This window comes from Wolbachia endosymbiont (group B) of Chesias legatella, from assembly GCF_964026945.1.
Lineage (GTDB): Bacteria > Pseudomonadota > Alphaproteobacteria > Rickettsiales > Anaplasmataceae > Wolbachia.
Genome location: NZ_OZ034711.1, coordinates 872,286 through 893,346, shown reverse-complemented (window position 1 = coordinate 893,346; position 21,061 = coordinate 872,286). Strand labels below are relative to the sequence as shown.

17 protein-coding genes, 1 tRNA gene and 3 pseudogenes are annotated in these 21,061 nt (G+C 33.1%); 5 read left to right on the top strand and 16 right to left on the bottom strand.

Annotated features, from left to right (window positions below):
• Window positions 1–107: 107 nt before the first annotated feature.
• Entirely contained in the window at window positions 108–1,436 is a 1,329-nt protein-coding gene (locus AAGD65_RS04090; protein ID WP_264682442.1) for an IS4 family transposase, read from the top strand.
• 78 nt (window positions 1,437–1,514) lie between these two features.
• Window positions 1,515–2,634, top strand: a pseudogene (locus AAGD65_RS04085) (IS256 family transposase).
• A gap of 41 nt (window positions 2,635–2,675) precedes the next feature.
• Here AAGD65_RS04085 and AAGD65_RS04080 read toward each other — a convergent pair.
• From AAGD65_RS04080 to AAGD65_RS04030, 11 genes and pseudogenes are all read right to left on the bottom strand, one after another.
• The gene (locus AAGD65_RS04080) at window positions 2,676–4,004 is read right to left on the bottom strand and encodes an IS4 family transposase (RefSeq protein ID WP_264682442.1); all 1,329 of its coding nucleotides are present in this window, start codon (window positions 4,002–4,004) and stop codon (window positions 2,676–2,678) included.
• 92 nt (window positions 4,005–4,096) lie between these two features.
• Window positions 4,097–4,444: pseudogene (locus tag AAGD65_RS04075) on the bottom strand (hypothetical protein); the annotation flags it as partial.
• 111 nt (window positions 4,445–4,555) lie between these two features.
• Window positions 4,556–5,764, bottom strand: a complete 1,209-nt coding sequence (locus AAGD65_RS04070; RefSeq protein ID WP_353279671.1) for an ankyrin repeat domain-containing protein — start codon at window positions 5,762–5,764, stop codon at window positions 4,556–4,558.
• Between the two features lie 258 nt (window positions 5,765–6,022).
• Window positions 6,023–7,303, bottom strand: a complete 1,281-nt coding sequence (gene ispG / locus AAGD65_RS04065; RefSeq protein WP_264682661.1) for a flavodoxin-dependent (E)-4-hydroxy-3-methylbut-2-enyl-diphosphate synthase — start codon at window positions 7,301–7,303, stop codon at window positions 6,023–6,025.
• A gap of 16 nt (window positions 7,304–7,319) precedes the next feature.
• A complete protein-coding gene (locus AAGD65_RS04060; RefSeq protein WP_264682660.1) occupies window positions 7,320–7,955 on the bottom strand; it encodes a TRP75-related protein in 636 nt (211 codons plus the stop codon).
• Between the two features lie 176 nt (window positions 7,956–8,131).
• A complete protein-coding gene (locus AAGD65_RS04055) occupies window positions 8,132–8,680 on the bottom strand; it encodes a hypothetical protein (RefSeq protein ID WP_264682659.1) in 549 nt (182 codons plus the stop codon).
• Between the two features lie 119 nt (window positions 8,681–8,799).
• Entirely contained in the window at window positions 8,800–10,908 is a 2,109-nt protein-coding gene (locus AAGD65_RS04050) for an FtsK/SpoIIIE family DNA translocase (RefSeq protein ID WP_264682658.1), read from the bottom strand.
• Window positions 10,909–11,187 (bottom strand): YggT family protein, encoded by a 279-nt coding sequence (locus tag AAGD65_RS04045; protein WP_264682657.1) that lies wholly within the window; start codon window positions 11,185–11,187, stop codon window positions 10,909–10,911.
• A 173-nt stretch (window positions 11,188–11,360) separates the two neighbouring features.
• Window positions 11,361–11,982, bottom strand: a pseudogene (locus AAGD65_RS04040) (IS6 family transposase).
• Window positions 11,983–12,048: 66 nt separating this feature from the next.
• Window positions 12,049–12,666 carry an RDD family protein gene (locus AAGD65_RS04035; RefSeq protein WP_264374840.1) on the bottom strand — a complete coding sequence of 206 codons (618 nt, stop codon included), beginning with the start codon at window positions 12,664–12,666 and terminating at the stop codon, window positions 12,049–12,051.
• Between the two features lie 22 nt (window positions 12,667–12,688).
• Window positions 12,689–12,771 (bottom strand) — tRNA-Leu (locus AAGD65_RS04030).
• Window positions 12,772–12,873: 102 nt separating this feature from the next.
• Between AAGD65_RS04030 and AAGD65_RS04025 the strand changes: the two genes are divergently transcribed.
• Window positions 12,874–14,316 carry a replicative DNA helicase gene (locus AAGD65_RS04025; protein ID WP_139686507.1) on the top strand — a complete coding sequence of 481 codons (1,443 nt, stop codon included), beginning with the start codon at window positions 12,874–12,876 and terminating at the stop codon, window positions 14,314–14,316.
• Between the two features lie 347 nt (window positions 14,317–14,663).
• The gene (locus AAGD65_RS04020) at window positions 14,664–16,160 is read left to right on the top strand and encodes a proton-conducting transporter membrane subunit (protein WP_264374839.1); all 1,497 of its coding nucleotides are present in this window, start codon (window positions 14,664–14,666) and stop codon (window positions 16,158–16,160) included.
• A gap of 6 nt (window positions 16,161–16,166) precedes the next feature.
• On the opposite strand, the gene AAGD65_RS04015 is transcribed toward AAGD65_RS04020, so the two are convergent.
• The 5 genes from AAGD65_RS04015 to AAGD65_RS03995 all read right to left on the bottom strand — a co-directional run bounded on the left by AAGD65_RS04015 (window position 16,167) and on the right by AAGD65_RS03995 (window position 19,776).
• A complete protein-coding gene (locus tag AAGD65_RS04015) occupies window positions 16,167–16,826 on the bottom strand; it encodes a VirB8/TrbF family protein (RefSeq protein WP_139686506.1) in 660 nt (219 codons plus the stop codon).
• A 44-nt stretch (window positions 16,827–16,870) separates the two neighbouring features.
• Window positions 16,871–17,665 carry a hypothetical protein gene (locus tag AAGD65_RS04010; RefSeq protein WP_264682656.1) on the bottom strand — a complete coding sequence of 265 codons (795 nt, stop codon included), beginning with the start codon at window positions 17,663–17,665 and terminating at the stop codon, window positions 16,871–16,873.
• Between the two features lie 36 nt (window positions 17,666–17,701).
• Entirely contained in the window at window positions 17,702–18,553 is an 852-nt protein-coding gene (locus AAGD65_RS04005) for a DNA polymerase III subunit delta' (RefSeq protein WP_264682655.1), read from the bottom strand.
• Window positions 18,554–18,570: 17 nt separating this feature from the next.
• Complete coding sequence (locus AAGD65_RS04000) at window positions 18,571–19,158, bottom strand: L-threonylcarbamoyladenylate synthase (RefSeq protein ID WP_006013379.1); 588 nt, start codon at window positions 19,156–19,158, stop codon at window positions 18,571–18,573.
• 147 nt (window positions 19,159–19,305) lie between these two features.
• Window positions 19,306–19,776: a hypothetical protein gene (locus AAGD65_RS03995; protein WP_015588435.1), complete on the bottom strand. Its 471-nt coding sequence runs from the start codon at window positions 19,774–19,776 to the stop codon at window positions 19,306–19,308.
• 75 nt (window positions 19,777–19,851) lie between these two features.
• Between AAGD65_RS03995 and miaA the strand changes: the two genes are divergently transcribed.
• The gene (gene miaA / locus AAGD65_RS03990; protein WP_264682654.1) at window positions 19,852–20,736 is read left to right on the top strand and encodes a tRNA (adenosine(37)-N6)-dimethylallyltransferase MiaA; all 885 of its coding nucleotides are present in this window, start codon (window positions 19,852–19,854) and stop codon (window positions 20,734–20,736) included.
• The last annotated feature ends 325 nt before the right edge of the window (window positions 20,737–21,061 follow it).

Sequence of the window (21,061 nt, the reverse complement as noted above, 5' to 3'; positions counted from 1 at the left end):
GGGAGTGTTAAATAAACCATACGCGTCAAGTTAAGGAAATAAAGGTATGAAAGAGATAGAATAATAAGGTATAAGTTCTCCCAGAAATACTTTTAGTGAGAGAACCAATGAATAAAATAACTAGCTTATCAAAAAAGCTCAAAGAATTTTTTAATGAAAAAGCAGATAAAATCTCAACTACAACAAGGTTTATAAAAAGAAAGAGAAAGCTAAAAGGTTCATCGTTCGTAAAAGCCATGGTCTTGGGTAATATAGGGGTTGATAATTGTAGCGTAGAAACAATGTGTCAATTACTAAACGAGGACTCGATAGATATAACAAAACAAGGTTTGGATTTTAGATTTACTGAAGAAGCAGTGGAATTTATGAAAAGGATGTATAATGAATCTGTGGTTCTCTTCAAAAATATCTTGCAAGTTGATTGCAAAATCTTACAGCAATTTAATAGTGTTAAATTATTGGACAGTAGCTATATTACTCTACCTAACAGTATGGAAGAGATGTATAAAGGTTATGGTACTAGCTACAGTGGCTATGAAAGCAATACTAAGTCTGGAATAAAGTTACAATTAGTTTTCGACTACATGAATCAGATAATAGACCAACTTAATTTAACGGAGGGAGTAAGATCAGACCAGGGATATAGGAAACATTTAAGTAATATATTAAGCAATGATTTGCTAATATCTGATCTCGGTTATTTTGTGTCAAGTTCTTTTAAACAAATCAATGAAATAGGAGCTTATTTCATAAGTCGTTATAAATCCGATACCAACATATATGATGTAGAAACAAATCAAAAAATGGAGTTATTAGAATGTTTAGAGGATAAGTTATTTTTAGAAAACGAGGTATTGTTAGGAAAAGAAGCAAAAATTAGAGTAAGAATTATATGTCAGAAACTAACTGAAGAACAGTCTATGGCCAGAAGAAGGAAAGCTAATAGATTAGCAAGATCGCAGGGATATACATCCTCTAAAAGAAATCAAAAATTGTTGAACTGGTCAATATTTATAACTAATGTTCCAGAAAATAAAATTAGTGCTGAGCAAGTATTAACGATTTACAGAGTAAGGTGGCAAATTGAGTTATTATTTAAATTGTATAAAAGCCATATCAGACTTGATAAGCTAAAAGGAAAGCCATGCAGAGTATTATGTGAACTATATGCTAAATTGTGCGCAATTCTTATATTTCACGGCATAGTTGGTTGCACAGAAGTGAAAAAGAATACAGAACTTAGCTTAACAAAGGCATTTATTGAGCTAAAAAGGCGGGTTAGAGAGTTATTCTTAACATTAAATTGTGTAGTCAGTAAAGTTCAAATTTTCCTCAAAAAACTCATCTCAACCTGGTCAAAATTCTCCTTAAAAGATAAATATAGAAAAACAAGAATATCAACTTTGAGTGCACTAAATTTGTTCATTTTTCCTTAACTTGACGCGTATGGTTAAATAAACTGTGTCAAACCGAGAAGTAAAGTAATAAATTGATAAAAAAATGGAGGTTTGACAATGAGTCAAGCAAACAGAACTACCGGTTTGGTAGACTATAAAGAATTAGAAACAAATATCTTATCATCTATACGAGAAGGAAGACCATTGACAGGAAGAGATGGAGCATTAACACCATTTATAAAAAAACTGCTAGAGGGAAGGCGAGATAGAAAACCATTTGTCGGCTGAAAGCGAAGAAAACAACCGAAGAAATTCAAAGACTTTACGGACAAGTATTTGAACTATTGACACCAAGAGATAGAGAAGGAAGTTTCGAGCCACAAGTAGTCAGAAAAAGGCAAACAACCGAACTTGAAGCAAAGGTTTTAAGTACATATGCCAGTGGCATGGGATATAGCATCGCATGTAGAAGAAATATAAAATATCTGCAGCAGAGATATCAAGTATTACTGACAAATTGTTACCGGTAATCAACGAATGGCGCAGTCGTCCGCTGCAATCTGTATATCCAATAGTGTTCATGGTTTTTTAAGGTCAAGGAGGACGGGCATTGTGTAAGCAAATGTATGTATAACATATTAGCAAAATGGCAGAAAAGAAGTTTTGGGTTTTTATTTGGCTGAAAGTGAAGTTCTGGTTGGGAGTACTAAATGACCTAAAAGAGAGAGGAGTAGATGATATTCTGATAGCTTGCGTTAAAAAGCTTTCCTACAGCTATAAATAGCGTATTTCCTAAAGCAGAAATGTATAGTACATCAGATAAGAAATTCACTGAAATATGTATCGAGCAAAAGTTTTCATGAATGATTTGAAAAAAACATATCAAGTAGAGAAATAGCCGAGAATTATTTACTTGAACTGGAGGAAAAATGGGGAGAAAAATATACTTTAGTTTTGGGAGAATAATTGGGAAAATCTGTCTAGTTATTTTAAATATTCTGGCCCTGTAAGAAAGTTAATTTATACCACAAATCCTATTGAGGGACTACATAGACAGATCAGAAAATTTACTAAAACCAAGGGCTCATTTACTAGCACAAATGCCTTGTACAAACAGGTATATTGTGCTATAAAGAAGGCAGGAGAGAAATGGACTATGCCTATACATGATTGGGCTTTAACTATCTCTCAACTTGATATCTTTTTTCCTGGTAGGTTAAAAATCGAGTTGAACTAAAAATGCGATTTGACACAGTTTATTTAACCATACGCGTCAAGTTAAGGAAAAATGAACAAATTTAGTGCACTCAAAGTTGATATTCTTGTTTTTCTATATTTATCTTTTAAGGAGAATTTTGACCAGGTTGAGATGAGTTTTTTGAGGAAAATTTGAACTTTACTGACTACACAATTTAATGTTAAGAATAACTCTCTAACCCGCCTTTTTAGCTCAATAAATGCCTTTGTTAAGCTAAGTTCTGTATTCTTTTTCACTTCTGTGCAACCAACTATGCCGTGAAATATAAGAATTGCGCACAATTTAGCATATAGTTCACATAATACTCTGCATGGCTTTCCTTTTAGCTTATCAAGTCTGATATGGCTTTTATACAATTTAAATAATAACTCAATTTGCCACCTTACTCTGTAAATCGTTAATACTTGCTCAGCACTAATTTTATTTTCTGGAACATTAGTTATAAATATTGACCAGTTCAACAATTTTTGATTTCTTTTAGAGGATGTATATCCCTGCGATCTTGCTAATCTATTAGCTTTCCTTCTTCTGGCCATAGACTGTTCTTCAGTTAGTTTCTGACATATAATTCTTACTCTAATTTTTGCTTCTTTTCCTAACAATACCTCGTTTTCTAAAAATAACTTATCCTCTAAACATTCTAATAACTCCATTTTTTGATTTGTTTCTACATCATATATGTTGGTATCGGATTTATAACGACTTATGAAATAAGCTCCTATTTCATTGATTTGTTTAAAAGAACTTGACACAAAATAACCGAGATCAGATATTAGCAAATCATTGCTTAATATATTACTTAAATGTTTCCTATATCCCTGGTCTGATCTTACTCCCTCCGTTAAATTAAGTTGGTCTATTATCTGATTCATGTAGTCGAAAACTAATTGTAACTTTATTCCAGACTTAGTATTGCTTTCATAGCCACTGTAGCTAGTACCATAACCTTTATACATCTCTTCCATACTGTTAGGTAGAGTAATATAGCTACTGTCCAATAATTTAACACTATTAAATTGCTGTAAGATTTTGCAATCAACTTGCAAGATATTTTTGAAGAGAACCACAGATTCATTATACATCCTTTTCATAAATTCCACTGCTTCTTCAGTAAATCTAAAATCCAAACCTTGTTTTGTTATATCTATCGAGTCCTCGTTTAGTAATTGACACATTGTTTCTACGCTACAATTATCAACCCCTATATTACCCAAGACCATGGCTTTTACGAACGATGAACCTTTTAGCTTTCTCTTTCTTTTTATAAACCTTGTTGTAGTTGAGATTTTATCTGCTTTTTCATTAAAAAATTCTTTGAGCTTTTTTGATAAGCTAGTTATTTTATTCATTGGTTCTCTCACTAAAAGTATTTCTGGGAGAACTTATACCTTATTATTCTATCTCTTTCATACCTTTATTTCCTTAACTTGACGCGTATGGTTTATTTAACACTCCCAACTTGTCCGGGAATTGATAAACTCAAGCATATTTCTCTCCTTAACATAACTCTACTCATAGCCAGATATATGAAATTTTCAGTGAGTAAATCTTATTCTTTCGATAGTCTTCTATTCCTAAAGCAAAAGTCCTTTCTACAACACACCTTCTTGGCTGTACTTTAAACCCCTCATTGGTAGTAGCTAAGGCGGTGTGCCTTTGTTGACTTAGAACCTACATGAAGGCCTTTTGACAATCTCAATATCCATACCATATTCTTCCTTTATATGATTTTTTAAATTTTCTCCTTGGTATCCCATCACATTTTTTTAACTATAGTATATTTTTTTCTTACTTTCCTGTATGATACTCTGGAATAGCTTTCTATTCTTGTCCATTCCCTTTGACTTAGGTCTTCTGGATGCTTTTTTCTCATCTTTACCCAGTACTAAAACTTTAGATATTATAGCCTTTTACTAATCCCTGGACAAGCTCTAGCTTCGGTAAACTCAGTAGAAGGTTCTTTTGCAAAAAATGCAGCATGTACAGCATTTTTAATAAAAAAACATGCAGCATGTGCAAATATTGCTGTCGGTACATAGCGCAAAGGAGAAGCTATACTAAAAAAAGTAGCAGAAGCGACGATTAAGCAACAACAAGTCAGTATCGTTTGATCACGTAGATAACGTCTATCAACTCCACCGTATTCAGCCATCAACCCTTTAACTTTATCATTGCTACCGTATGGCAGAGTAAGCGTTTTAATCAAATTCATTACACCATTATTAGTGAAATATGGAGCACACTCTATAACTCTGGAGCCATTAACCTTCTGATTAGGATCTGCACCATACTTTAGAAGCAACTCTAAATATTTTTCGCGTTTATCGTTGTCACAATTGATTGCTTGATATAATGGACCTCGACCATTTTCATCTAACATATTAGGATTAGCACCATATTTCAAAAGTATTTCCATAGTATGATCATCATCACACAAAAACGCTTCAAACAACGGATTTTTACCATTTCTATCTACCATATTAGGATCAGCACCATATTGTAACAATAACTCTACAATTCTGCTGTCGTTGAGAACCATATAATAGCATAACAAAGCTTCATTATTATTGAGTAGCCTTATGTTAGGGTCAGCACCATTTTCTAAAAGAAGTCTCAAAATACTATAATCTCTTGAATTTTTGGCTTGCATTAAAGCAATAGATAATGGAAAGTAAATACAAATAAGTTCTTCATTGATGTAATCACCAAATCTTCCATCTTTACTGCTTTTAAATTTGGAAAAAAGCTTTTCAAGAAACTTTATATCCTGATTATATAGAGCCCTATATAAGTAAAACCTCAAATCTCCAGGTGAATTAATTTCATTTAAATTTTCGTCAGTTAGATTTTTAACCCCTTCTATATTTTCCTTAGTGAGAAATTCATATGCAGTACCTAGCTTTTTAAATTTCTCCTCATTTTGTTTCTTTACAGCTTCTGAATGTTTATCAGGATGATATTTCAAGGCTAATTTTCTATACGCTGATTTAATTTCTTGTTCACTGGGCGCATCGCTTGATTCAAAACCTAATATTTTTAAAGCTTCCTTTCTACTTACAATAAATTCCCCACTGAAATATGTTAAATTAAACGTAACCCAAAATTTCAAAAAGTAAAGCTTTTTATGTCAAATTACGTCTATTTCATAACTGTACAAATATTGTAGATCAGGAAATTTCAGTCCTTGATACTGGAATAACATCTCTATACTACTCCGGGCCAATCTAAATATTAAGAAATTTACCATATAAAAAAAAGGCAAAAGAAACCCTATTAGCTATTATCTATTTTTTAAATTTACGTTCTTTATTGTCTCATTTGACGTTCACTAAACAGAATGTAGTCTAAGTACAAACTTGTGAAAGGCTTATGCGTAATGCTTCTCCACATAATCACTAATAATTTCCTTAAATTCTTCAAAAATATTATCACCTTGTAAAGTTTTGAAATATTTGCCGTCTTTGTAGACTGCTGAAACAGGTTTTTCTCCATACCCAGGCAGGCTGATCCCCAGATTTGCATGTTTGCTCTCTCCAGGACCATTTACTATGCATCCCATAACAGCAACTTTCATATACTCTACACCAGGATTCTTTTTCTTCCATACCGGCATATGAGTTTTTATGTAGCCATTTACTTCCTTAGTTAATATACGAAAACGATCGCTACTTGTGCGTCCACAACCAGGACATGAACTCACCTGAGGGTTAAAGTAGCGCAAACCTATAGACTGCAGTATTTCCTGACATACTACCACCTCATTAGTGCGTGATTCACCAGGGCGCTGAGTTAAAGAAGCCCGGATAGTGTCTCCAATACCATTTTGCAATAAATAAGTAAGCCCTGCTGTGGTATTTACTACGCCTTTGTTACCCATACCAGCTTCGGTTAAACCCAAATGCAGCGCATAATTGGAAGATTTTGCAAGTGCCGTATAAACTAAAATTAAATCCTGCACTCTACTGACTTTACATGAAATGATTATTTTCTCTGCATTAAGGCCAATCTTTTCAGCTTTTTTTGCACTACCAAGAGCAGACATTACAAGCGTCTTACGTAATATAACATCAGAAGTTTTTGGATTACTAGATAAGGAGTTTTCATCCATTAATTTTTGTGAAAGGTACTTATCAAGACTACCCCAATTTACTCCAATTCTGACAGGAAGATCATGCGTTATTGCATACTCTATAATTTTTTCGAATTTTTCATCACGTTTATCACCAAAGCCTATATTACCTGGATTTATCCTAATTTTACCCAGAATTTTAATGTTGTCTGGATAATCCTGAATCAGCCTGTAGAGCTCATATTGTCCACAGCCTACTAATATCTTACCATCAAAGCCTTCTTTATTTATTTCCTCTACTATATAAGGTATTGCTTTTGCTACTTCCTCTGAGTTCAAAGCAATTCGCACCAATTCTGAACCTGCATGCGCTAGTTCTATTACTTCTTTTGCATATTTCTGAGCACTGCTTTTTATGTTGTCAGAATCTATATGTGCACCAAGTGCCATGGATTGAACAACTATAGGATTATTTCCACCTATCTTCACTTGTCCAACTTTTACAGTATGAGTTTTATGCCTGGAAACCGGCGATGACTCATATGCATCATCACTCAATGTCAGGTCTCTATCTAGCATATTATTAATCGTGACACTATTTTACTGTGTCAACTACACTGCCAAATGAACTTGAACCATTTAAACTATGCTGTGGTGTTCTATTTAGATCAGTAATAGAATCATGAGAGCACGTTCTTCTTGATGGACTTTCTTTTATAGTAACATTTATAGGGGAAACTTTTTTTTCTCGTGTTGAAGTAACTTTTTTCCCTTTTTGTTGTTCACTTTTATGCTGCTTACTTTCATACTGAGAAACTGGCTCTTGATCCATAAATACAGCACCCTTTAAACGTGCAAGATTAATACCATGCTGATTGATCATAGCATCCTCCCCATCTTCAACTATGCAAGCTCCCACGTTGTTTGGCTCGTTATCAAGGCTAGCAATTTTTTTTTCTTTTAATTTTTTGATTAGATCTTCTTTATTTATGTTAGCATTAGATTGCACTTGTAACTTTTTTTTCTTGAGAATCTCCCTACGCTTTTCATATAATTTATACGACTCAGCAAATTCCTCATCTGCATGAAAATTTATACCACCAGGGTTACCAGGAGGTATGTACCTCTTACTGAGCTTTACCTTAGACTTCGCTTCAACATTATGTACAGTAAAGAAACTAGAAACCAAAAGTATTAATGTAAATAAAACTTTAGAAAAGATCTTAAGCATGCTATAGTGAATATTGTACTTTAAAAGATACCAATTAACGAACTTTAAGTAAATCAGAATCTCTACTAACTTTATAATACAAACATCTTTCTAAAAAATTTACTACTAAAACCTACATAATCTAAAGGAAATTTAAGGTGTTACAAATTTTACGTAACACCCTTTCAAGAAGAGCATTACACTCTTCCTTGCTGTAAGTTATTCTTCAGTTTTCCGGTATCATTCACATTATTAAACTTTCCGCTTGGCATATCTTGAGACAAGTCGTTTTTCTTCTCTTTATCAAGCTTAACTCCCTGATAGATACAGAATGCAACAAAACTAGTTACCGCTATTACAGCAACAGCACTGACTATGGCACAAGTTAGTATTGCTTGTTCTTGTCCCCCTACCATGTCTGCAAATGTTTCTACTTTTTCTTCTAAGCCTGTAAATTTTTCTTGCAAGCCGCTTAAGTGCTCTTGCATAGCTTGAAACTGCTCAGTACCAATCTTGTCTTCTAATGCACCAAAAACTCTTTCAAATTGCTCAGCATCTATCTTTTGAGCTTCTTGCCATTCTTTTAATGCACTAAATACCTCTTCAAACTGTTTAGCATCAATATTTTGAGCTTCTTGCCATTTTTTTAATTCACCAAAAACTTTTTCAAACTTCTCAGCATCTATCTTTTGACTTTCTTGCAATTCTGTTATACCTAACCAATTGCGGAAAATTCCTTTTACCATTTTAACCCCCTAGCTAATTAATATATTATAATTTTATATTCCCAATGTTTAAATTATTATTAAATTAACTATCACTATACATTGATCTTAAAATAACTTTCCTTGGTTTAAGTTAAGGGTTATTCTACCAATATCTCTCTCTTTCCTGAGTAACTCGGAGCGCTGACAATGCCTTCTTTCTCCATTCTTTCAACAATATTTGCAGCTCTGTTATAGCCTATTCTAAGCTGTCTTTGAATATAACTAGTTGAAACCTTTTGATCCCTCTGAATGATGGCTACTGCTTGCTTGTATAGATCGTTCTCTTCATCTTCTGTTTCACCTTCTGATTCCGCGAAAGAATTTTCATCTTCTTGAGTGATTTCCTCCATGTAGTTTGGCTCACCTTGCGTTTTTAGATGATCAACTATATTTTGCACCTCATCATCACTTACAAATGGACCATGAACTCGAATAATCTTACCACCAGAGGCCATATAAAGCATATCACCCATACCGAGCAATTGTTCAGCCCCTTGTTCACCAAGTATTGTACGGCTATCTATCTTAGAAGTAACAGCAAAACTAATTCTCGTTGGAAAGTTTGCTTTTATCACACCTGTTATCACATCTACAGACGGACGTTGCGTTGCCATTATGATGTGTATTCCTGCAGCACGAGCCATCTGAGCTAAACGTTGAATAGAGCATTCTATATCTTTGCCAGCAACAAGCATTAAATCTGCCATTTCATCTACAATCACCACAATATACGGAAATGTCTCCATTTTAATCGGTATTTTTTCAAACAAAGGTTTACCAGTTGTTGAGTTAAAGCCAATCTGTACAACACGTTCCAATTCTATTCCGCTATTCATCGCTTCTGTAATTTTTTGATTATAGTTTATTACATTACGCACATTTAAATATGACATCATACGATAGCGATTTTCCATCTCTTTCACGATCCACTTAAGAGCAATAACAGCTTTTTTTGGCTCTGTTACCACTGGTGTTATTAGATGCGGTATTGCATCATATATTGAAAGCTCAAGCATTTTTGGATCGATCATTATCATCTTGCATTCATCAGGACTTAGTCGATAAACAAGCGACAGAATCATCGTGTTAATTGCAACCGACTTACCTGACCCTGTAGTTCCGGCAACAAGCAAGTGGGGCATTTTAGTCAGATCTGCAATAACTGGCTTTCCGCTTATTTCCTTGCCAAGCGCAATTGGAAGATTTAAGTTTGCATTTTGATATTCTGGCGATTCAAGCAAATCACGCAGCATAACAATTTCTCGTTCTTTGTTTGGCAATTCTATTCCCATGGCATTTTGTCCACGAATTATTGAAATACGTGCAGAGAGTGCACTCATTGAACGTGCAATATCATCTGCAAGACCAATCACTCTTGCAGATTTTGTGCCTGCTTGTGGTTCAAGTTTGTATAAGGTCACAACCGGTCCATAGCATACACTTATAATTTTTCCTTGCACGCCAAAATCACTCAGGACCTGTTCGAGCAGAGATAAATTCTTATTGCTCTCTAATGCATTCAACTGTTTTCTCTGCACAGATTCTTCTACTTTAGAAAGTAAGTGAATGCTTGGAAACTCAAACTCGCTAGAAGGTGGTTTAAAAATCTCTTCGGTAGCTTTTTTCTGTCTTTCTTTTGGTTGTTGTCTAGTGGTTCTATATTTTTCTTCTACTACTAACGGTGCTATTGAATAATCAGTAGTTTTACGTAACCTGAAAAACAGAACCTTTGTAAAAAGGGAAAATATTTTTTTACATAGGAAAAGCAAAGAATAAACCGTTCTCTTCCAACCAATCAATCCTACAATACCTATTGATGCTACTACTGTGAATATGTAAAACGGGCAGTGGCCAATTAGAGTATTGCCGACTATTCCACTGTGCATGTACCTAGTAGTGATACCGAGCGAAAGTTGCGCTAATGTAGCACATATTCCTAAATTGATTAATATTAAATAGAGAATTTTCAGCAGCCTTTTTGATATCAAAAAGTAAACTATGGTTGTAGCTATTGTAATACTAGCGAGTCCAAGAAATTGAACCAATATATCAGCTAAATATGAACCTACTACTCCACCTAAATTTGTTACTTCTTGATCTGTAGCTGTATTTAAGGATGGATCTTTATAATTATAGCTAAAAACTGATATATATATATACATTAAGAGTAACAGGTATATCGCTGATTTTAGCTGTTTTTTTAACATCTACTTAAAGTAATAAGTAATTGTATATTTTACAAAGTGAATTGCTATTATCAATATCATCACGGATAAATCTAATCCATTGAATGGTTGTATATACCTTCTGATAACCTTTAGTGGAGGATAAGTGAGTCTGTTTAAAGTTTGCATTATGCTGCTTACAATCTCATTATACATGTTAACTACATTAAATTTAACCAACAAATCGAGAACAACTGAGCATATTAGAATGAAGCTGTAAAGATCAAGTAACAGGTTAAGTAAGTATATGATTGGATGCATATTACTAATTTATACTAAAGTCTATTATGTGTAGTGATATATATAAAATCAAGCCTCACAATAATTTTCATGCTGAAACAGGTATAAACAATAACTGATTAGTCTGTTTATCAACTGATATGTCGGTTCTGTCGCATCTATAAACCATAGGAAAAAAGCTGGGATTATAGGAGTTATGAAGCCATTAACATAGCAAAATTCTCAAAAGTAGAAACATTATTTTAATAATTTGTCTTTTTTGAATCATACGAATATTTTCTATGCCTGTGATGGTAATCTTTGCGAAATGGAAGCTTTTAAACCCAAGCATTGGCTTTATTAGTTTTTTGATAAATCTATCAACAATATTATTTAGATATTTTATTTGAAGAACTGTAATCTTCAGAAATTTCTGCATTCAAATCATCAAGAGCAGCAGTATTACTGCCGCTTTTATCAATTACAATTTTCTCAGGAAGATAGTTACTCCTGAAGGCTTTACGAAAGAATGCAAGTGCTGCAGACTTGTCTCTACTAACACACAAGTCTACAGTATATAAATAAACCCATTTACCGTTTAATTTAATGTAAGTCTCTCCAACTACTACCAACCTGCTTCTTTCTTTTCCTTACTGCCTCATCTATCAGTCGTGATAACCCACCTTTGTAACGTAGCATTTTGCTCCCCTTATACTCATCATTTCTTCCAAATCTCGATAGCTCAAAGAGAATCGACATTTCATGTATACAGATAACATCCGCTGAAAAGCTAAATCCTTTGAAATATGGCAACAATTTTTGATTGATACGAAACATCTTTGCTTTTTTTTTAGACAATTATATCATTCTTCTTTCTACTTCTCTACAAATGCGACAGAACCCTTAATCCACTCTATTATGTTCTGAGACCATACATCTAAGACTTTTACTTGTTACAACTACTGTGCCTGCAATCTTATCGTGCCAAGTTTGGCAACGTTTGTCGAAGCTTGCCCATATGAAACCTAAGAATAGTGGTGAAGTTGACAATATAAAGGAAAAAAACCTCTTTATTGCTTGTTTTAGAGTCAATTTTTCAAAAGTTTGTGCATTTACAACTCTGAGTCCAAGTAATAACTTTCCAGGTGTAGCGCCAAATCTTATCCACATATATGCTACATAACTAAAAAGCATAATAAATTGAACTATCTGATTTAGAACTAGTAACTTGATTAGTTTACTCTGCATTGCTGTTTCCTCTGCAGATAATGGTGTTTGCATCTGATATTTCGCAGCAATTTGGCCTAATATTTTACTGCTCTCTGAGTTCATGAAGAGTTGGCTTAAGGCTTGGCCGCAAAGCTGCAAGAACAAAACGATGATAATTAAATCAAGCAGCACTGACAAATAGCGTCTAAGTCCTGTTACGTAACATATTCCATTTTCATCTTTCTTTACCCTTTGAATAGCATTTATAGAAGAAAGAATGGAAAATAAACGATTAAAAAACTTGTGTAACATAAAGCATTTTCCAATATTTGAGTGCCCCTGGCCGGACTTGAACCAGCATGCTTTTGCAAGCAACAGATTTTGAGTCTGCCGTGTCTACCATTCCACCACAGGGGCCTACTTTAATGCTATAAGCAACACAGGATTAGTCAAATTTTTTCTCTTTCAAGTAAGGACTGAATATTCTACAATAATCAATCATTACTCTGAAAACTTAAAATGAATGAATTAGCCAATCTTATTGATTCAAGAGAAGAAATATGTAAATTGCCACACAATTTAGAAGCAGAGCAAATGCTCATTGGTGCAATGGTTCGTGATAATAGAATTTGTGATGCAGTCGAAGATATAATTGCAGCAGATAATTTCTATGATCCACTACATCAAAGCATTTTTACCCAGATATCTAAAACCAGAAAACACGGTATAGTTGCTAATGAACTGAGCCTAAAGATGTTTTTCGAGAATGATAAAGCATTTGCCGAATGTGGTGGAGTTGAGTACCTAGCAAAACTTGCAGCAAAGGCAAGCATTGCGCTTGACATCTATAGCTTGACCAGAATAATCCGTGATACTTATTTAAGGAGATGCTTAATCAAGCTCGGGCAGGAGATAGTCGACGATAGTTACAACTACGACATTGAAAATCCTGCACAGGTACAAATTGAGCAGGCAATGACAAAGTTGTTCAACTTAGCAGTAAAAAAGCAAGGTGATAAGACATATATAAAGCTTGCAAGTTCAATTAAAGATGTGGTTGAGAAGATCAGCAAGCTGAAGAATAACCCAGAGGCTCTAGGTATTACAACCGGACTTCAAGACCTAAACCAGCTTCTTGGTGGTTTGCAGAAATCTGATCTGTTAATTATAGCTGCAAGGCCCTCAATGGGAAAGACAGCATTGGCGCTGAACATCGCACTTAATGCTTGTAAGATTTTGCAAAAAAGAACAGATAAACAACATTATGTAGCATTCTTTTCACTTGAAATGTCAGCAGAGCAATTGACCGCAAGATTGATTACTATAGATTCAGGCATTGGTTATTATAAGGCACTGACTGGGAGAATTAGTGATTTTGAATTACACGAATTCATTAATGCTAGTACAGATCTATCCGAATTACCTTTCATCATAGATGACACTCCTGCTCTATCAATTAGTGCTCTTCGTACCAGAATACGTCTTCTCTATCAACTATATAATGTAGAGTTGGTCTTTATCGATTATCTGCAGTTAATTCGAGGAACAACAAAAAGGAGTAGTGAAAATAGAGTGCAAGAAATCTCAGAAGTGACGCAGGGTTTAAAAGCAATTGCAAAGGAACTAAATATTCCCATTGTTGCACTATCACAGCTCTCTCGTTCTGTTGAGCAAAGGGATGATAAAAAACCACAACTTTCTGATTTACGTGATTCAGGAAGCATAGAGCAGGATGCGGATATAGTAATGTTCCTTTATAGAGAAGAATATTATGAATTAAGAAAGCAACCAAATGAAGGAAGTAATAAACATCGAGAGTGGCAAGAGAAAATGGAGAAAATTAGAAATATTGCAGAACTGATCATTGCAAAACAAAGAAACGGGCCAATTGGTAGTGTGAAACTACATTTTGACTCCAATAGAGGTGCATTTAAAGATTATACAGAAAGATATAGTCTGTAGCGGTTTTGAGTAATTCTGGAAGTGTTTAACAAACCATACGTACCAAATTAAGTAGCTATCGTGAAATATAGCAATATTTAAGATTGGCATTTTATTTGTTACATTTATTTTTTTAGGAAATTCTTATCTAGGATAAGATATTTTTTTAGAAAAATCTATAAATTACTAACTTTATTACTTAATATATAAAATAGTTTTTTCTTATTTCCTTTCTTCCTTACGCCACTTTTTCTTAACTTGATGCGTATGGTTTATTTAACACTTCCGATATACAACTAAAAAATAGCAAATTCTCTATAACTTGAATATAATTTTAGCTTTACCTAAACAGAAAGATGAATTACTTAATGGATTTTGTTTTAATATCTCTTTCCTTGCCACTTTTTATTACTGAGAATTATTTGTTAATTACTGCGTTGATCCCACTTTTAAGTGCATTAGCTATTTCTTTTACTAGTAAATGGCCCAGAGTAAACAGTAGCGTTACTGTTGCTTCTTCTATGCTTCTGTTTGCGTATACATCTCTATGCACTTTATATTTGGTGTATGGTGATCATTCTCAATTTATTCTCATGGATTTTGGTAATAATTTGCATATTAGTTTAAAGCTAGAGTCTAGTGGAGCAATATTCAGTTTATTAATATCATTTTTGTGGGTACTAACCAGTATATATGCAATATGTTATATGAGAAATAACTATGCTGATAGCAATCACTCAAGTTTTCTATGCTTTTTTTCAACATCAATCAGTTGTGCAATGTTTATTGCTTTTTCTGGAGATTTGCTCACTACATTTGTCTTTTATGAGCTTCTAACTATTAGTACATACCCTCTGATTACTTACAACTCAACAAATGAATCAGTAATTGCAGGACGCTATTACTTTGGTTTACTATTTTTCTCTTCTTTAGTATTATTTTTTCCTGCAATAGGCCTATTATATAATGAATTCCATACTTTAGATTTTGTAAGTGGTGGAATATTCAAGTTTGATACTTCACTCATCACTTTTATTGCAGTGTGTTTTGCTATGCTGATTTATGGAATAGGAAAAGCTGCATTAATGCCAATGCATTTTTGGTTACCAAAAGCAATGATTGCACCAACTCCTGTGAGTGCACTATTACATGCTGTTGCTGTTGTGAAATCCGGAGTTTTCATCATCATCAAAGTTATATTATACACTTTTGGCGTCGATAATATGCAACGTTTTGTGCAGCAAAATTGGTTTGCTGGAGGGTGGCTTCCGTACGCTGCTGGATTTACTATCATTACTGCATCGTTGATTGCATTAAAGCAAAAGGAATTAAAGAAATTGCTTGCTTACTCTACCATCTCCCAATTGTCGTATATTATATTGTTCGCTTCAATTTTTAGTGAATTCAGCATGAAGATTGCAATCTTTCAATTAGTTTGCCATGCATTTGCAAAAATTACTTTATTTTTTTTTGCAGGTATCATAATAACGAAAACGGGTGAAAAATATATAGATAGAATTCACGGTATAGGACGTAGTATGCCAATTAGCATGATAGCATTCACTATAGGTGCATTGTCCATGATAGGAGTACCTCCTGCTCCGACTTTTTGGAGCAAATTTCTCATCTTTCAAGCTGTTTTCAACTCTAGTAATGTAACACTTTCTGTGTTTGTAACTCTAGTGTTAATTGTTAGTACTATACTCAATGCTCTATACTTTTTACCAATAATTTACAACGCCTTTTTCTCAAAACCTTCTAGAAATTATTTTATTAAAAAGACACCAATGCTTCTAGTTTTACCCCCAGTTATTACTGCTATATGCACTTTAGTTATTTTTTTTAGCTACCAAATAATGTTATAAATATAATCATCTATATTTATAGCTATTAACAATAAATTTAAATGGCACTATTCCAGCTAGAGTTGCTTTTATATTTGACAAAGTGAAGCTGACCTCCACAGCATAATCTTTCATCTTCTTATTTTGCTCAGCTGTAAAAACTACAGTAGCGTTTCCAGCAAATGTAACTAAGTTCTTGGTCAACCGGTCAATAGATAATGTTGTTACGTTTATGTTGGTAATTTTTCTTGTGGATGAAACAGCTTCATTGTTCACTTTTTCCTGAAAGTTTTGGTAGATTTTGTATACAGAATTGTTTTTTATAAAATTTTCTTGATACTTTGGCTCAACAGTCCGAGAGGACTCATATGTTTCAATATATTTACTTATTAAATACCTTGCTATGGAAATGTACTCATCTTCTTTTTTACTAAAACTAAGTTTATGTATTGCAGAGAACTCATCTTCTGTGTGGTTCATATACTTCACAAAATTTAAATCTTTTTTAACAGGAAGTAATAGGTATATGTTTAGTAGTGATAAAAATAAACATACTAAGAGAAGTAACGCTATTAACGCCATCCAAGATCTTTCTACAACGCAGAACAGGTATCTGTGGCAATACCATTCAACTGCTTTCCTGAAGTAACTTTTGTTTTTTACTGATTCAAGTAATTTATCTTCCATAATACAAACCCAATTATATAATATACTGGATACTCTAAAAAACTTTAAAATATGTCTAAATTTTCCAAAATAGGATGAATTATTATATCACCTTGTTCTGCAATAAGGTAAAATTTATCAATTTTGCTCACATCTAAATTTATCATTTTTACACTGAAGCTTTCAGGATCATAAGTATTACTTTCTGCACTTTTGTGATAATTATAGTAGTGTAATTTATTTTGATCATCAAAATAACCAAATTCATCAGCAAGAGTTCCCACTTTTTTGCCTTTACCGTCTCTGACTAGCTCAAATAGATCAATTACATGGTTTTCAGATCCAGGCTCAATAGATCCTTCTACAGCAAAAAATTTAGGTGCATGACCAACATACTCCTTAAGTTTTAGATTATTAGTCTTTTTTATACTACCAAAATCCATGAGTTTATATTCATCTGAAAGACCAGAATATTGTGGATCATACTTTTTATATTCAAAAAACTCATTACCTAAAAAATTACAAAACGTTAATTTACAATCATCGTGATTGGATTTAACAACTTTAAAGTAATGAAAATCTCTAGGGATCTTTACTTCCTCTTTCGTAATATGATTACGTACAACAAGTTCATCATTAATCATATAATAGCCAATTCTTGGCAAAGTAGCTATATTGATTGCCTTGTTTAGCTTAAAATTTGCCTCATAGATGCCACTTGATAGCTCCTTCCCTTTTTCTAAAGTGACGTCTTGATCTAAAGATGTATTCTTGATTAAACTCAATTCTTTCTGCATGTTCAGTATAGTGTTTGTTAAAACTTCTATTGATTGCCATACAGTTAATTTATTATCATTCAAGTTATATACTTTCAGTATTAAATTAACAGAATTTTATCATAAATTTATGTTAAAAGTATTACATTTTTGTGTCATGATATTAACTACATTAGCTAAAACATGCTTTTTATCTAAGCGAAATTGCTTTGCAGCAACGAAAAGTTCATCTATTTCTTTCCATTGACTTAGTAGAATTTCAACATTATTTACTTCTTTCTTTATACTTTCTAAAATGGAGGTTTGAATTATATGTGATGCTAGTTCTAGCTCAATCTCACTATTAATTATTTTATTAACTATATCAGAATTATTTAGATTACGGAAAAATGTATAAAAATGCTTATGTGACTCATAAGCACCACTATTTATTGCATCTATTATTATTCCCGGAGTTCCAGGAAACAAAGTAATGATCTCACTAAATATTTTATCGTCGAATTTACACTGAGATGAAACAACCTGCTTTGTTTCATCGTAAGTTAATGGAAGTAAATTCAGCTGAAAACACCTACACCGGATGGTGGTTTGTACATCATATGGCTTATGGCTAATTACAAATATTTTAGAATTTTGTGGCGGCTCCTCTAATATTTTTAATATTGCATTTTTAGCATTATTAGTCATTGACTCTAAGCTATCTATTATAGCTATTTTATATTCTGATTGAATGGGGCTTAAGTGCAAAAAGTTTTTCATTTCTCTCACCTTTTCCACTCCTATTGTATCACCTTCAACAATGTGTAAGTCTAATGTTACTTCATCGTAATTTTTTATCAGAAACCAATTAGAAAAGGATTGTGCAAGTGTTGCTTTTCCTATACCTTTTTTACCACAGATCAGCCAAGATTGAACAGACAAGTTGTTCATTATCTTTTTTTTTGCTTGGTTGTGGCCTATCACCTTTTTCATTCTTTCTCCTATAGATCTTAGTTTGAAAATTCGTTATTTATTGTTTGTAATGAAATTTTACCTTTTCTTAAAACCTTAATCTTGTCTCCAGTTAAGTCAATAATAGTAGATTCTATACCAGAAACTAATTCATCATCTTCAATTACTGCAGATAAGTGTTGCTTAATAGACTGAGGTATATCTCTTGCTTTGCATATACTTTTTTCTCCTGAAATGTTAATACTAGTTGCAACTACTGGAGTTTTCAGTTCATTTAATATTGAAATCGCAATAGGATGATCAGGAATTCTTATGCCTATACTATCTTTAAAGAACTCATTTGGTAATATACTGTTATCTTGAAGTGGTAAAATATAGGTCATTGGTCCAGGAGAAAAATAGTTTATTAAATCGATATACTCTTCCTTTACCTTTGCTATATTTATCAAACTATCAATATTACTAACAAATACAGAGAGCGGCTTGTTTTGAGAACGCTTTTTTATTCGATATATTTTTTCTATAGATTCGTTACCTAGCGCATTACAAGAAAGAGCATATACTGTCTCTGTTGGAAAGCATGCTAACAAATTATTTTTTATTGCATTTATTACTTCAAATACCATATAGCTAAAACTTATGTCTACAATAGCTCTGGGTTTACCGTTATCTCCCTATATGGTAGCAATTAAGATACCGAAATGGCTAGCACGCATCTGTTGTATACTTACAGTAAATTTTATTAGCAACTGCTCGTTTTTACAACAGATTTACTACAATCCGAACTCCTCATTGATTTTATCGACTATCGTCTGTGGTGGATCATCTCCCCATCCTGAATATAAAATCTCTCCATAATCTGCAACATCTATAGAGCCAGTTCTGCTTTTTGCTAGAAACATCTCTCTTTTTTCTTTATCAACTAATACATAGTGCCAAGCTGACCTTCCACGGTCTTTACCACGAACTAGATATATGAGATCTGATCTACTTCTTCTTGTTGCATCAGCAAAGGATCTTTCGTTGATAGTTCTGCTTTTACTCTTTATGCCGCCACTTTCAGAAAAAGCTTCCTTGGCTTCAGCTTTTTTGTTTGCCAATTCAGAAATTTTTCCTTTTGCTCCTAGTGCATGCTCTTTGGTATTTTGAGATGAATACTTACTGGAAAAACCTCCTCTTGTTTCATTAGAGGTCCTATTTGTAAAACGCTTAGTAAACGAGTTATCGTTATCATTTTCTGCCATAAAAGTCTCCAAATTTTAGATTGTAGAATCCAAATTTTTACTACACCCTATCATAGGTTAGTTAAATTAATATAAATGAAGGATAATATAGTAATTATTACAGGAATTACAGCCTCAGGTAAATCAGAATTATGCGATAACTTGATAAAAAAGTATAAAAACATTAGCATAATAAACTGTGACTCAAAGCAGGTATACAAAGAGATTCCCATAATTACTGCTCAACCGCCAAGGCAAGAAAAATTTTATAAACTATACGGTTATGTTTCAGCAAAAGAAAATTATTCCGTGGGTCTATGGTTAGAGGATTTAGAAAAAGAAGTTAATCACGCATTAGAAAATGCGCAAATACCTATCATTACTGGAGGAAGTGGGCTTTACATCAGCAGTTTAATCAAAGGCTTATCATCAATGCCACAAATAAGTCAGGAAGTTAGGAAAAATGTAAGCGAATTAAGGAAAAATTTAAGTAAAGAGGAGTTCTATAAGTTAGTGCTAAGCAAAGATCCAAGGATTCAAGGTAAAATATTTATTAATGACTCACATCGCCTCTCAAGAGCACTTGAAGTTATCACTGAAACTGGCAAGACAATCTTTGTATGGCAAGAAAATAGACAGCCTCCTTTGTTCAATAATTTTAAGGTATATACAATTCTACCTAAACGTGAGGATATATACCGAAAAATAAATTCTCGTTTTATTGAAATGGTTGAAAATGGAGCAATTGATGAAGTAAAAAACCTACTTAGCATGAACCCATCTCCACATTTGCCAGCTATGAAAGCACATGGAGTACCAGAAATTATAAGATACTTAAAAGGGGAGATTACTTTAGACGAAGCAATACAGATTGCTCAAACAAACACAAGGCATTATGCAAAACGCCAGTACACTTGGTTTAAAAATCAATTTCCGAATTCTCAAGTGATTGACTGTGCAAATAAATTGACAGAATTTTAGATATTTTGATTATTATGTATTATATTGCTATGCCTATGCAAACTTTTCTTGATAGTATTAAACTTTTTTCTTAAAGAACTTTCATCATTGCCTAAATTGTGATTATTAAATTCTTTGTAAAAATATTCTTACTTATGAAGCGCTACTATACCTGTAAGAGCCTTTATCACTAAATGAACTATATCACGCAATATTTCATCCTCAATTTTTCTATATTCTCTCACTAATCTTGTAACCACAATCTCCACTTTCATATCCTTGTATAGCTCTTCTCATAATAGTAGGAACAAGATAAGATAGTGATTTAGTGTAACAAGAAGGTAAA

Bases quoted from the DNA above. Each gene is read 5' to 3' on its own strand.
- AAGD65_RS04090 (WP_264682442.1), top strand. From the start codon at position 108: ATGAATAAAATAACTAGCTTATCAAAAAAGCTCAAAGAATTTTTTAAT.
- AAGD65_RS04080 (WP_264682442.1), bottom strand. From the start codon at position 4,004: ATGAATAAAATAACTAGCTTATCAAAAAAGCTCAAAGAATTTTTTAAT.
- ispG (WP_264682661.1), bottom strand. From the start codon at position 7,303: ATGCTAGATAGAGACCTGACATTGAGTGATGATGCATATGAGTCATCG.
- AAGD65_RS04060 (WP_264682660.1), bottom strand. From the start codon at position 7,955: ATGCTTAAGATCTTTTCTAAAGTTTTATTTACATTAATACTTTTGGTT.
- AAGD65_RS04055 (WP_264682659.1), bottom strand. From the start codon at position 8,680: ATGGTAAAAGGAATTTTCCGCAATTGGTTAGGTATAACAGAATTGCAA.
- AAGD65_RS04050 (WP_264682658.1), bottom strand. From the start codon at position 10,908: ATGTTAAAAAAACAGCTAAAATCAGCGATATACCTGTTACTCTTAATG.
- AAGD65_RS04045 (WP_264682657.1), bottom strand. From the start codon at position 11,187: ATGCATCCAATCATATACTTACTTAACCTGTTACTTGATCTTTACAGC.
- AAGD65_RS04035 (WP_264374840.1), bottom strand. From the start codon at position 12,666: ATGTTACACAAGTTTTTTAATCGTTTATTTTCCATTCTTTCTTCTATA.
- AAGD65_RS04025 (WP_139686507.1), top strand. From the start codon at position 12,874: ATGAATGAATTAGCCAATCTTATTGATTCAAGAGAAGAAATATGTAAA.
- AAGD65_RS04020 (WP_264374839.1), top strand. From the start codon at position 14,664: ATGGATTTTGTTTTAATATCTCTTTCCTTGCCACTTTTTATTACTGAG.
- AAGD65_RS04015 (WP_139686506.1), bottom strand. From the start codon at position 16,826: ATGGAAGATAAATTACTTGAATCAGTAAAAAACAAAAGTTACTTCAGG.
- AAGD65_RS04005 (WP_264682655.1), bottom strand. From the start codon at position 18,553: ATGAAAAAGGTGATAGGCCACAACCAAGCAAAAAAAAAGATAATGAAC.
- AAGD65_RS04000 (WP_006013379.1), bottom strand. From the start codon at position 19,158: ATGGTATTTGAAGTAATAAATGCAATAAAAAATAATTTGTTAGCATGC.
- AAGD65_RS03995 (WP_015588435.1), bottom strand. From the start codon at position 19,776: ATGGCAGAAAATGATAACGATAACTCGTTTACTAAGCGTTTTACAAAT.
- miaA (WP_264682654.1), top strand. From the start codon at position 19,852: ATGAAGGATAATATAGTAATTATTACAGGAATTACAGCCTCAGGTAAA.